The sequence below is a fragment of the Psychrobacter aestuarii genome (assembly GCF_904846035.1).
GTDB lineage: Bacteria > Pseudomonadota > Gammaproteobacteria > Pseudomonadales > Moraxellaceae > Psychrobacter > Psychrobacter aestuarii.
Map to the genome: position 1 here is coordinate 1,917,773 of NZ_CAJGYT010000001.1, position 12,436 is coordinate 1,930,208.

Below are 12,436 nucleotides of genomic sequence, written 5' to 3' on the forward strand. Positions count from 1 at the left end.
CTTAATGCCGCACCTGCGCTTTGGTTTTTTCAAAATCAAATAAGAAGGTACGGTTTTTGAGCACCGCCACGAACACCACACCGCCAATCGTATTGCCCGCCAACACCACCAGCAAAAACCACAAATACGTACCGAGGCTCACTGTAGTGCCGTACATCAGCGCCGAAAATACCTCGATATTGCCAACGATGCTGTGATGTAAGCCCAAAAAGCCAATGCTGCCGGTAATCAACGACACCAGCACAATACGGCTCAAGGTGTCACGCGCCGAAGTCACGAGCCACGCGGCAACGCCCATCATCCAGCCCGCCAAAATCGCACTGCCAAAAATCACCCACCAATCAAAGCCCAGCACGTGATGCGCGTAGGCGTCGATGCTGTCGGTGGTAAACAGCTGCATATGAATGCCAAGCCCAATCATCAGCGCGGCAAACAGACAGCCGCCCGCGATATTGCCCGCAATGACGATGCCCCACAGACGGAGCAGCTTATACAGCGGCTCGATTTTGTTTAACACGGGGAGGCTCAGCAAAGAGGTCTGCTCGGTAAATAACAGCGACTGCCCAATCACCACGATGATAAAGCCAAGCGGATACAGCAGGGAGGAGAGTATCATCGCGTATTGGCTGGGCATTAAATCATGCAGCACCGCAAAGACCGATAAAATGACAAACAAGCTAAAGCCAATCTCCAGCCCTGCGGTAAAGGCACTGGTAAACAGCGCACCGAGTGAACGATTAAACGTTGCCTTAGCGTCCATGACCTGCTCGAGCAAAATGCTGGCGTAGCTCTTTGGCTCGCTGATGTTGTCTTCGCTGGTCACCGCTTCGATGGTTTCTTTGTCCTCGTCGCTGATGTCTTCGGTCAGCGCGTCTTCACTGAGTGGGTCACTGACCGTTGTCGGAGTAGCATCGTCGCTGTGCTTCTCATCGCTATCATGTGTCGGGCAGGTATCGGTTGCTGGGTGTGTGCGCAGGTCGGTCTCAAGTTTGGGGTCGGACATGAAAGCTACTCATTGAAGTGGGGCGACGCATCATGTGATGCGTGCAAGCCGCGTATTTTACCACGATACCTTGACGCTGACTTTTATCCAATTGCTATCAGAATGCACGGACAAAACGCATTCGATGCTAACAAAATGCGCGCATATAAGCTAAAATCAGTGCTATTGTGCTTTTTTGCCGCCGAATCTATAGCTGTTATTTTTTATGACCCGATATTTTTCGTGTTGGTCATCGTAACCAGTATTGGCTACTTCCTATTATCCATTCACTTTTTTGTTTGAGAACTTTATGAGTAATCAGAACTTAACCACCTCTATCCAAGCCGCCTTGCAACAATTAGAAAACGCCTATCACCCTGCGACGGTCGAGGCTGGCATGTACCAAGGCTGGGAAGACAACGGTTATTTTGCCCCCACTTTTGATAAAGAAGAATCGTTTTCTATCGCCTTGCCGCCGCCGAACGTCACAGGCTCGCTGCACATGGGGCATGGTTTTAACAACACCATCATGGACGCCTTGACCCGCTTTCACCGTATGAATGGCGAAAACACCCTATGGCAGCCAGGCACTGACCATGCGGGCATTGCCACGCAAATGGTGGTTGAGCGCCGCCTAAACGCTGAGGGCATCAAGCGCCATGACCTTGGGCGCGACGCCTTTGTCGATAAAGTGTGGGAATGGAAAGAAGAGTCAGGCGGCAACATCACCAGCCAGATTCGCCGTCTAGGCAGCTCGGTCGATTGGACACGCGAGCGCTTTACTATGGATGATGGGCTGTCGAACGCAGTACAAGAAGTGTTCGTGCGTCTGTTTGACGATGGCTTGATTTATCGCGGCAAGCGTTTGGTGAACTGGGATCCCAATTTCCAAAGCGCGCTGTCTGATCTTGAAGTCGAAAACCATGACGAAAAAGGCAGCCTATGGCACTTTCGCTATCACTTTACCGACAGCGATGTGACCACCCAAGACGGCAAAAACTATCTGGTCGTCGCTACCACGCGCCCTGAAACCCTGCTGGGTGATACCGCCGTCGCAGTCAACCCAAGCGATGAGCGCTATGCCCATTTGATTGGCAAAACCGTAACGCTACCCATCACAGAGCGCGTCGTGCCTATCGTTGCTGATGATTATGTCGAGAGCGACTTTGGTACAGGCTGCGTAAAAATCACCCCCGCGCACGACTTTAATGACTATGAGCTGGGTCGCCGTCACAACCTGCCACTAATTAACATCCTAGATGCGCAGGCGCATATCTTGCCTGAGATGCAAGTCTATCCTGATCTGCAAACCCGCGAGCCAAGCCTTGAGACCACGCCTGAGCGCTATGCAGGGCTAGAGCGCTTTGAAGCGCGTAAGCAACTGGTCGCCGAAGCCACCGAAAACGACTGGTTAGAAGCCATCGAAGACTACGCACTCAAAGCGCCACGCGGCGACCGTAGCGGTGTCATCGTTGAGCCGTGGCTGACCGATCAATGGTATGTCGCGGTCGAAAAACTTGCCAAACCTGCGATTGAGGCGGTCGAAGATGGCAGCATCGAGTTCGTACCCGCGCAGTACAAAAATATGTATATGGCGTGGATGACCGACTTACAAGACTGGTGCATCAGCCGCCAGCTGTGGTGGGGTCACCGTATCCCTGCATGGTATAACGAAGCGGGCAACATCTATGTAGCGCGTGACGAAGCGGAAGTGCGCAGTAAATACAATCTGGGCGCGGATGTGACCCTAACCCAAGACAATGATGTATTAGACACGTGGTTCAGCTCGGCGCTATGGACCTTTAGCACCCTTGGCTGGGCAGACGGCAGCGCCGACCCACGCGTGATGGCGACGTTTCACCCGACCAGCGTACTAGTGACAGGCTTTGACATCATTTTCTTCTGGGTCGCCCGTATGATTATGATGACGCTCTACTTCGTCAAAAACGACGACGGCAGCGCGCAAATCCCATTCAAAACCGTCTATGTCCACGGTCTAGTGCGTGATGGCAACGGACAAAAAATGTCTAAGTCAAAAGGCAACGTCCTTGACCCCATCGACATCATCGACGGTATCGACCTTGAATCATTGGTTGCCAAGCGTACCAGCAACATGATGAACCCTAAAGACGCCGCCAAAATCGAAAAGCAAACGCGTAAAGAATTCGTTGATGGCATCCCCGCCTACGGTACAGATGCGCTGCGCTTTACCTTTACCTCGCTGGCAAGCACAGGACGCGACATTAACTTTGACCTAAAGCGTGTCGAAGGCTACCGCAACTTCTGTAACAAAATCTGGAACGCCAGCCGCTTTGTGCTCATGAACTGCGTGGACAAAGAAGGCAACGCCAAGCCCATCGACCAAAGCGCCAACAGTGACGTGTGGGAGCTGCCAGAGCGCTGGATTATGAGCCGTCTGAACTCTACCATCAGCGACATCCGCCAGCACTTCGCCCAGTATCGTCTGGACATGGTCAGCCAAGACATCTATGAATTCATCTGGAATGAATACTGCGACTGGTATGTCGAGCTTGCCAAAGCCAGCCTCAATGACGACGCGGTATCGGACGAGCGCAAGGCGCAAATCCGCTATGTGCTCCTGCATGTACTTGAAACCGCACTGCGCTTTACCCACCCCATCATGCCGTACCTGACCGAAGAAGTCTGGCAGACCATCGCCCCGCTACTGGGTCGTAAAGACACCGACAGCATCGTCGTCGCCGCCTACCCACAGGCGAATGATGCGCAGATCAGCGAGCAGGTCGAGGCGGACATGGCATGGCTACAAGAAATGATCGCAAGCATCCGTAACATTCGCGGTGAGATGAAGCTTGGCAACGCGGTGCGCCTGCCTGTACTGCTCCAAGGCATCACCCAAGACGAGACCGACCGCCTAGCGCGTATCGAAAACCAGTTCAAAGCGCTGGCTAAAGTCGATAGCCTCGATATCCTAAGCACTGATGACACCGCGCCACTGTCGTCATCGAGCATGGTCGGGCAGCTGCGCGTCCTTGTACCGATGAAAGGGCTGATCGACCCCACCGCCGAGCTAAACCGTCTGGGCAAAGCACAAGAAAAGCTGCAAAAACAAGCCGACGGCATCGCACGCAAGCTGGGCAATGAAGGCTTTGTCAGTAAAGCGCCAGCAGACGTGGTCGAAGCAGAACGTGCCAAACTGGCTGAGCTAGAAGGGCAGCTTGATACCATGAATGCACAGATTGAGCAGTTAAAGGCGTTGTGAGTTAAAGCCTTAGCCGTCTGATAAATAAAAAACGCCTCCGTGATGGGGGCGTTTTTTTTGGTTTGATATTAATATTCTGATAAAAATATAGATAATTGTGTGGTATTATTTTAAGCGAAATTATACCAAAGTGAGTATTTTTGAATATAAAGTATTATATTCATATAATTATTTTTTATAAAGGAGAATAGAAGTTGCTAAATTTTGAGCAAAAGAAGAAAGAGTTGGAAGAAGAAGTAGATATTGAGAGAAAGAGATTATCTGCTGATAGAATGGATATATCTTTTGGCGAAATAATAAATATGTATAAGTCTGAAGAGTTAATAATAAGACCTGAATATCAGAGGTTGTATAGATGGAATGATGTTCAAAAGACTGCTTTGATAGAGTCTTTACTGCTATCTATACCAATACCCCCAATATTTGTCGCTGAAGACGAACAAGGTATATGGGAAGTAATAGATGGCTTACAAAGAATATCAACATTCATTAGTTTTTTTGGTGAATTAAAAGAGAATTTTTCTTCTATAGCTAACCAGTCAGAAGAATTTTTTGATGGAGAAGTGCCTGTACAGGAAGACCTCTTAGAGACTGAAGAAGAAAATACCGAAAATCCACAAATTAATGGTAATAGATGGGTGCTACAATCAGGTTCTATATTAGAAAATCTTGAAGGGTTTAATATTGATAACTTACCAGTATCTTTTAAGATAAATCTAAAGAGGTCAGTGTGTAGGGTAGAAATATTGCGAGGGCAAAGTAAGACTGAAATGAAATATGAGCTATTTAAAAGACTTAATTCTGGAGGGTCTAAGCTTACACCACAAGAAATAAGGAATGCTATATATCGAGGTATAGATTCTAGATTGAATGAACTATTATTGAGACTGTCATTAATTAATTCATTCCAATCATTAACCACCCTTAGTCCAAAACAGAAAGAAGAGTTATATGATCAGGAGTTAGTACTAAGGTTTCTAGCATTTTTTGATAGGGTGGAATTAGTTAATGAGAATACTGAAATATACTTAAATAAATTTATGGAAGAAACTGTAAAAGATGAAAATTACGATTATGAAAAAATGGAGAAAATATTTTTAGATACGCTTGAAATATTATATAGTCTTCCTAACAGCCATGATAAAGTGTTTAGAAGTCGTAGGAATAGGTTTGTACCAGCATTTTTTGAAGGTATCACTATTGGTGTGGCTCAAAATATAGATAGATATAGAGATGATCTAAATCTATTAGAAGAAAAAATACAGATGTTGAAGGAAGATGAGGATTTCAAAGCTTATTCTGGTAGTGCTTCTAATAGTAAGACGAGAATTAAGAGAAGATTACAAAGAGCTATTGAGATATTTTCTGAGTAAATTCGGGCTTAAAAATGAACAATTATACAGATAGAATTATGGAGCTTGTACAGGAAACTGAGAGTAATATATATAATATAGAGAAAATTATATATACTGGGAGGTATAGCTATCTAGAAAATGATTTTAAAGTGATATCTAAACAATCTTTGGTAATGTTATACTCATTATGGGAAGGTTTTGTTCAAGATGTTTTTGGTATTTTTTTAGATGAAGTTAATAATAATGTAAATTCTATTTATGATCTGAAAGATGATTTTATGTTATCTCAAGTTGAGAGTACTTTTCAACAATTTAAGGAGTATCCTAAGAAAGACAATAGCAGAAAAAAATTTCATAATGGATTATTTTCTTTTTTTAAAGAAAGTAATCATAATCTAAATAAGATTGTAAGATGTAATAATAACGTAGAGATAGATGTTCTGAATAAGCTTCTTGTTACTTATTGCATGGACGAAATACCTAATAATTGGAGAGAGTATTCACGACCTAATAAAAACCTAAAAGATACTTTGAAGGACTTTCTTCATTATAGGAATAATCAAGCACATGGAAATAGAGCAGCTACAGAAGTAATAGTTAGTCATAATGATTTTGAAATATACAAGAAAGTTGTTATTGATTTAATATATGAGGTTTCCGAAAAAATAGAAAAATGTTTAACAAGAAAAAACTATTTGAAACAAAATGGAGTTCCATGAGCCTCACTATTGGACAGCGTTTACCCATCAGCAGTCTTGCCATTGACGCTAGCGCCCCACTGACACTCACGTTCACGCGCCAAAGTTTGATTTAGTGTGGTATCTTTTTTCATCGGAAGAAAAAACAAGGACGTCCCATGCTCTTAAATCTTAAATATGCCGCCAGTTTAGCAACAGCACTGCTACTCTCAAGCTGAACGAGTACCAGTCAGGCAACATTTTATTATGCTCAAAGCGCTGGCGCTAACTATGCTTTTCCTGACGGTATCTACGAGGGGTTTTGGGCAGCCGATGACGTGATTGACAATCATGCTGTCGTCGTAAAATTTGAAAAAGACTTCAACGTACTTTTCTATTTTGAGTGCCAGTCAGACGCAAACTTTAAACTTGATACTGTCTATAAAAATGAGACTGTACCACGCGCTGAGAGTATGGGGATAAAAGATAGTAAAGGCGTGATATGGACAGAGCTTCGCGTCACCGATATTGTCCCGAAGCAAACGTTGTCGCTGCATCAGAATTATATTGCTAACACGAAGCGCAAGCGTGAAAATCCTAATGGTAAAGACTATACCTATACTTACACACCAACACTGACGCCGAACTGCCCATAGTGAGTCATTCATTAACGCCAGTAGCCACCATATACGCTGTATATAAAATCTGAAATGTAATAAAAACAAAATAAAGTCCGCTTTTTGGTATAGAATCATATGACAAGCCATTCATATATCATTATTAAAGGACATACCATGAGCCATCACACCAAATGTTTGACCGCCTTTGCCCTAGGCAGTGCAGTATTATTATCAGCGTGTGCCAGCACAGGGCAGGGACAGGCAGCGCACACCACCGCAGCCCAGCACCAAAATAGCAACTTATATGCGTTTCCAAACAGTATCTATGAGGGCTATTGGGCGATGACGAGTGACATCAACGGCGAGATGCCCGTGATAGGCTTTCGTGACAATGTGAGTTACAACTATCGTTTTAAATGCAATGCAGACGGCAGCTTTACCCAAGTGGATAGGGAAGTTGCTACACTGGTGCCGAGTAAGACAGGTATGCAGCTCAAATACCCAGATGCTTCTATTATGTCAGAGCTAAGAGTAGATCAGCTCACGCCAAAAAAAGCACTGGCGCTGACGCAAATGTTTATCGAACCGACTTTGAAGGCAGCCGTACCTGATGGCATGCAGTTCATTTATGTTTATCGACCCACGCCTACGCCTATCTGTAAATGAGTCGCCATAGCACGACAAGTGTATAACAACAAAAACCGCCTAAGATAGGCGGTTTTTGTTGGAACGAGAAACAGTTACTCTGCGTATAACGGGCTGAGTATTTTATCTTTTGTATTAACAGTACCTGTTACTGGACTTTTGAATACTTCAGTAGTAATCAGACCTGAGTTGTTCCACTGCACTTGATTGGTTTTTAGATTTACTAAGTGAATAGAATAAACGCTACCTGGTGCTCTATTGATCAAAGCGCCAGCCAGTGGCGATGTAGAGGCTGCTACAAATCTGAGACCAAATGATTGCTTGTTAGCAGCAGCAAGGAGAACAAAGACTTTGTCGCTATTTTCGGTCTGACGAATTTTATTCAGGCTCGCGGTATCTAGATTAAGCGGGACGTTTGTGCCCGTTTTCTGACTTTCGGCGCTCTCTTTTCTAACATTAACCAGAGCTTTATACAGATTTAGATACGCTTGATTGGTAACGTTATCAAAAGCATTGTTCGTACTTAGAATCGGATAATCTGTATTGGGGACATCTTTAGCATCTTCAGTCGCTAAGATATCCATTTCAAGCAATTCTTTTTGTGTCATAGCACCACAGACAAAGGGAGAAGATAAATGGTTGACAGTCACCCCTTGTTTATTCAGGCTGTCTTTTAAAGTGTTTGCCATGGCGACAGACAGCGCATTTGAGTGCTGATACATAATATCGTCTTGTCCCATTTCCACCAACAGTACACAAGCATCACTGACGATACTCACTGGCTGCGCCTTTAAAGACTGCTGGGTCTTGTCATAAGCAGAGCGGGCTTCGGGGCTAACGGTAGTGGTCGCACAGCCAGTCATCAGCGCCATAGCGGCAAAGGCGCTGGCTAGGGCAGTCGTTTTGGTAAACCAAGTTGTCATAATCATCCTTATCTATCGCACAAGAAAAACACAGGTCTCTAGCGTTACGGCTTGGGTTTGCGTGCCTGAAATAGCGCCGACTATGGGCGCAAAACTACACGATGAAACAATAACTTACGCGATGTAACGATATAGAAACGTCATGATTATGCCCAAAATTTAAACAAATATCTATAAAAAAATCAGAACTTTTGCGTATTTTTTTGGAATATTGACGTACGGTTGTGAGCCCATTAAACAAAACACAAACCAAAGCTGCAAAAGTCTGCTTGAGGGCGGGGGCATACTCGGTGATGATAAGGGTTAGACAGCCAGCCCCATTGACCTTTGTTTGATTAGATTGATTGTTTTTGATTATGAGTGAATCCAAGCGCACGTTTTATCATCGTCCCCGCAACAACCAAGCCAAAAGCCCAGCCGTGCGCTGGCTGTTTGTTGTTTTGGGCTGGGTGTTTTTTGTGCTCGGGATTATTGGTACAGTTTTGCCTGTAATGCCGACCGCGCCTTTTATTTTGCTCGCCGCCGCGTGTTGGGCGCGCAGCTCAAAGCGCTTTCATTTTTGGCTGATTAATCACAAATGGTTTGGCAAGTTTGTACGTGATTGGGAGGCAAACCACGCCGTGCCGCGCTATGCCAAATGGCTTGCGACGGTGATGATGGCGGCATCGACGGCGCTGCTGTTTTATCGTCTAGAGGGTAACATGATGTGGATAGCGTGGCTCGTGGCGGTGGTGTGTACGGGTGTGGCGATTTATTTGTTTCGCTTGCCTGATGCCAAGTGAGCCGCGCTTCATTTGACTTTATAATAAGCTAACGCCAACATTAATCAGCCCGCCACCCAAGATAAGCCAACCAAACACTACCGCACCCAGCAACAAGGGCTTGATGCCCGCTTCCTTAATTGCGCCTAAATGCGTGGTCAGACCAAGGGCAAACATCGCCATGGTCAACAGCACATTGTCCATTTGTACCAACGCGCTCACCAGCCGCGCATCGATCGGCAGCCACGTATGCACAGCGACCATCGCAATAAACCCAAAGGCAAACCACGGCACATTGACGCGCTGTAGACGGGTTTTTAGGGGCATTTTTTCGGTATTCGGCTCGCGTTTGGCGGTCAAAACAAAGGACAGTAGCAGCAAAAACGGCGCAAGCATCATCACCCGTATCATCTTAGTGACCACCGCCGTATTGCCGATATCGGCATTAATAGCGTTGCCCGCGACCACCACTTGCGCCACTTCATGAATGGTCGAGCCGCTATAAATGCCATAGCTTTCGGCGTCGAGCCACGGCGCAAGCCAGCCCAAATGATACAAAAACGGATACAGCAGCATGGACAGTGTGCCAAAGACCACCACCGTCGCCACGGCTATCGTCACCTTATGCGCCTTTGCCTCGACCACAGGTTCGGTCGCGATGACCGCCGCCGCGCCGCAAATGCTTGCACCCGCACCGATTAATAGCGTGGTTTGCTTGTCGAGTTTTAGCCAGCGCGTGCCCAACTGATAGGTTAAGAAAAACGTCGAGCCGAGCACCAAGGTATCACACAATACCGCTGGCAGCCCCACGCCCGCGACTTGGGTGAAGGTCAGCTTAAAGCCATAAAGGACAATCGCGAGGCGTAAGAGCTTGCTTTTGGCAAAGCCCACACCCGCCATGAGTTTGGGCGCATAGCGCGGATAGATAGAGTTGCCAAGCAGCATCCCAATGATGATTGCCAGCGTCAGAGATGACAGCCCAAGCGTGCGTCCGACAGATGATGTCGCCGCCACGTGCGCGAGCCACAGGCACAGCATGCTACCGATAGCCACCACCACGATGCCGAGTGCGTGCGGCGTGCGCGGGGTATAGCTGTCGAGCGTGCGCTGTAGGGCGGTGGTCATGGTCTGTCCTTTCTTGCCAATGCGGCATAATATAATTATTTTTCGCAATATAGACAGTATACGGCGCGGCTATTTATAATAAAAACAGATTGATAAGATAGTTATTATCGGTTTTTTAGGTAAATTATTTATGAAGTTATTTGTTAAGTGATTTTTTAAAAAATGACAGTCACAACAAAACAGGACGCGCGATGACGCCAGATACTCCGCCATTACCAAAGCTCACGCTCAAGCAGCTCGCGATCTTTGTCAGTATTTACCAAACGGGCAGCACCAGCGCCGCAAGTGAGTCGCTGCATTTGTCACAATCGGCGGTCAGTAGCGCGCTGGGGACGCTGGAGGCGCGTTTACAGATGCCGCTGTTTGAGCGCGTCGGGCGGCGTCTGCTGCCGCATCACAATGCGCACGCTATTTATGTGCAGGCGCAGACGTTACTTGAACAAGCAGTGAGCCTAGAGCAGTATCACGAGCATCAAGCGGCGCAAATCCGCATCGGCGCGAGCACCACGATAGGCAACTATGCGCTGCCGCCACTTATCGCCCAGTTGTATGGCGCGCTGCCTGAGGCGCATATTGACGTGACCATCGCCAATACCCAAGAGATTATCCGTGAAGTCGAGCAGTTGACCGTTGATATGGCGCTGGTTGAGGGTACACCGCGCCCGAGTGATGCTAAGCAGATTGTGCAGCGCGCATGGCGCACCGATACGCTTATTATTTTTGCGAAGGTGGGCAGTCAATGGCTTGATGCCAGTGATTATGATGCCGATGAGCAGTGCTATCGCTTGAGTTTACAGCAGCTGGCGCGCTTACCGCTGTTAGTGCGCGAGGTTGGCTCAGGCACGCGGCAGGTGATTGACGCACAGCTATTGCAGCATATGCCAGACGCGCGGGTGATGATGGCGGTGCAGCAGTCAGAGGCGATTAAACACATGGTCTGCGCGGATGTGGGTATCGGCTGCCTGTCGCAGCACGTCATCCAGCCTGAGCTACGCTCGGGGAGTCTGGTACCCGTCAAGGTCACAGGCATCAACCTTGCGCGTACGTGGTGGCTCGTCTGGCACAAAGCGCGGCATAAAAGCACTGTTTGGCAAACCTTTATGACGCTGCTAAATACGGATAAGGCGTGAGAAGAAGTAAAAAATCGGGTGTAACAAGAAAAGCGATTCAGAGCAATGAAAAAAGAAACGCATAACAATACCAGCGCTATCTACTAGCGCTGGCAAGTCCCTACAAATCAGACAACGACAAAACGCAGGTCGTTACTCATTTCTATCTTATATGTCGTTTGGTTTGGGTTTGTCCAAGCGTACCACCAAGCTGTCGCAAGGTACATTGGGCAAGATGTTGTCTGCGGTCGCACCGCTCAGCCATGCGGCAATGCCGTGGCGCTCATGGCGACCAATGACCAACAAATCGACGTCGTGTTTGTGGCAATAGTTGACGATGCCCTCGCTGCTTGAGATGGCGGTCGTGACTTCGGAATTGACCGCGTGCAAGTCATTGTCGGTCAAGAACTGCGCCAGTTTCGCGCGCGCTTCTTGGCAGCGCTCGTCATCAATCGCGTCATAGAGGCTGGAGGCGGGCACCAGCTCGTAGCCAAAGCCGACCATAGTATCGCGGACGATATGCAGTACGGACAGCTTGGCATTGGGACGATTTTCGACGATGCGTTTTGCTTTTTGCGCGACGATGTGCGCGTCGGGCAGTAGGTCGGTGACCAGTAAGATATGTTTGTAGCTCATGGGGATGCTCCTCAAAACCGTGTCTTTTATACTAGCACTACTGTGAGGGACTGTTAAGGGGTGCGCGTGTGCTTATTGTGTGCGTATTTTTAGCGCGGTTTTTGGCTGTTCTTAAGTGTTGGTAGGGCATGATGGTTAGCCGTAGGTTACCTCGTAGAGGGATACCCTTTTTTTATAGGTGTCTCTTTTTTCTTTTTCTGAATGCAGCTTTAGGCGTACCTTGATTTAGCGTGCTGCGTCCCCAATTAACAGCGTTAGGCAGGCTCCTTTGGCATGTGCACGCTTCATGTGTACGGAGTACCCCCTCTTTTTTTTACCAACGCTTTTTTATTGAATCATATTTCACGCACTGACCGCGACCC

11 protein-coding genes are annotated in these 12,436 nt (G+C 47.1%); 7 read left to right on the top strand and 4 right to left on the bottom strand.

The window, feature by feature from the left end; translation table 11 throughout:
* Position 1 precedes the first annotated feature (1 nt).
* Positions 2 to 1,003, bottom strand: a complete 1,002-nt coding sequence (locus JMW05_RS08125) for a formate/nitrite transporter family protein (protein ID WP_201504800.1) — start codon at positions 1,001 to 1,003, stop codon at positions 2 to 4.
* 289 nt (positions 1,004 to 1,292) lie between these two features.
* Between JMW05_RS08125 and JMW05_RS08130 the strand changes: the two genes are divergently transcribed.
* The 5 genes from JMW05_RS08130 (at position 1,293) to JMW05_RS08150 (ending at position 7,541) form a co-directional block, all read left to right on the top strand.
* Complete coding sequence (locus tag JMW05_RS08130) at positions 1,293 to 4,223, top strand: valine--tRNA ligase (RefSeq protein WP_201504801.1); 2,931 nt, start codon at positions 1,293 to 1,295, stop codon at positions 4,221 to 4,223.
* A 194-nt stretch (positions 4,224 to 4,417) separates the two neighbouring features.
* Positions 4,418 to 5,596, top strand: coding sequence for a DUF262 domain-containing protein (locus JMW05_RS08135; protein WP_201504802.1), 1,179 nt, complete (start codon positions 4,418 to 4,420; stop codon positions 5,594 to 5,596).
* A 38-nt stretch (positions 5,597 to 5,634) separates the two neighbouring features.
* Positions 5,635 to 6,297, top strand: coding sequence for an MAE_28990/MAE_18760 family HEPN-like nuclease (locus JMW05_RS08140; RefSeq protein ID WP_201504803.1), 663 nt, complete (start codon positions 5,635 to 5,637; stop codon positions 6,295 to 6,297).
* Positions 6,298 to 6,593: 296 nt separating this feature from the next.
* The gene (locus JMW05_RS08145; protein WP_201504804.1) at positions 6,594 to 6,911 is read left to right on the top strand and encodes a hypothetical protein; all 318 of its coding nucleotides are present in this window, start codon (positions 6,594 to 6,596) and stop codon (positions 6,909 to 6,911) included.
* Positions 6,912 to 7,049: 138 nt separating this feature from the next.
* The gene (locus JMW05_RS08150; RefSeq protein ID WP_201504805.1) at positions 7,050 to 7,541 is read left to right on the top strand and encodes a hypothetical protein; all 492 of its coding nucleotides are present in this window, start codon (positions 7,050 to 7,052) and stop codon (positions 7,539 to 7,541) included.
* Positions 7,542 to 7,615: 74 nt separating this feature from the next.
* Here JMW05_RS08150 and JMW05_RS08155 read toward each other — a convergent pair whose 3' ends face one another.
* A complete protein-coding gene (locus JMW05_RS08155; RefSeq protein ID WP_201504806.1) occupies positions 7,616 to 8,443 on the bottom strand; it encodes a hypothetical protein in 828 nt (275 codons plus the stop codon).
* A gap of 356 nt (positions 8,444 to 8,799) precedes the next feature.
* On the opposite strand from JMW05_RS08155, the gene JMW05_RS08160 reads away from it, so the two are divergent.
* Positions 8,800 to 9,225, top strand: coding sequence for a YbaN family protein (locus JMW05_RS08160; protein ID WP_201504807.1), 426 nt, complete (start codon positions 8,800 to 8,802; stop codon positions 9,223 to 9,225).
* Between the two features lie 18 nt (positions 9,226 to 9,243).
* Here JMW05_RS08160 and JMW05_RS08165 read toward each other — a convergent pair whose 3' ends face one another.
* The gene (locus tag JMW05_RS08165; protein ID WP_201504808.1) at positions 9,244 to 10,329 is read right to left on the bottom strand and encodes a YeiH family protein; all 1,086 of its coding nucleotides are present in this window, start codon (positions 10,327 to 10,329) and stop codon (positions 9,244 to 9,246) included.
* Positions 10,330 to 10,520: 191 nt separating this feature from the next.
* On the opposite strand from JMW05_RS08165, the gene JMW05_RS08170 reads away from it, so the two are divergent.
* Positions 10,521 to 11,459 carry a LysR substrate-binding domain-containing protein gene (locus tag JMW05_RS08170; protein WP_201504809.1) on the top strand — a complete coding sequence of 313 codons (939 nt, stop codon included), beginning with the start codon at positions 10,521 to 10,523 and terminating at the stop codon, positions 11,457 to 11,459.
* 147 nt (positions 11,460 to 11,606) lie between these two features.
* On the opposite strand, the gene JMW05_RS08175 is transcribed toward JMW05_RS08170, so the two are convergent.
* The gene (locus JMW05_RS08175; protein WP_201504810.1) at positions 11,607 to 12,074 is read right to left on the bottom strand and encodes a universal stress protein; all 468 of its coding nucleotides are present in this window, start codon (positions 12,072 to 12,074) and stop codon (positions 11,607 to 11,609) included.
* Between the last annotated feature and the right edge of the window lie 362 nt (positions 12,075 to 12,436).

Excerpts from the sequence above, each read along its gene's own strand:
- JMW05_RS08125 (WP_201504800.1), bottom strand. The coding sequence starts at position 1,003 with ATGTCCGACCCCAAACTTGAGACCGACCTGCGCACACACCCAGCAACC.
- JMW05_RS08130 (WP_201504801.1), top strand. The coding sequence starts at position 1,293 with ATGAGTAATCAGAACTTAACCACCTCTATCCAAGCCGCCTTGCAACAA.
- JMW05_RS08140 (WP_201504803.1), top strand. The coding sequence starts at position 5,635 with ATGGAGCTTGTACAGGAAACTGAGAGTAATATATATAATATAGAGAAA.
- JMW05_RS08150 (WP_201504805.1), top strand. The coding sequence starts at position 7,050 with ATGAGCCATCACACCAAATGTTTGACCGCCTTTGCCCTAGGCAGTGCA.
- JMW05_RS08155 (WP_201504806.1), bottom strand. The coding sequence starts at position 8,443 with ATGACAACTTGGTTTACCAAAACGACTGCCCTAGCCAGCGCCTTTGCC.
- JMW05_RS08160 (WP_201504807.1), top strand. The coding sequence starts at position 8,800 with ATGAGTGAATCCAAGCGCACGTTTTATCATCGTCCCCGCAACAACCAA.
- JMW05_RS08165 (WP_201504808.1), bottom strand. The coding sequence starts at position 10,329 with ATGACCACCGCCCTACAGCGCACGCTCGACAGCTATACCCCGCGCACG.
- JMW05_RS08170 (WP_201504809.1), top strand. The coding sequence starts at position 10,521 with ATGACGCCAGATACTCCGCCATTACCAAAGCTCACGCTCAAGCAGCTC.
- JMW05_RS08175 (WP_201504810.1), bottom strand. The coding sequence starts at position 12,074 with ATGAGCTACAAACATATCTTACTGGTCACCGACCTACTGCCCGACGCG.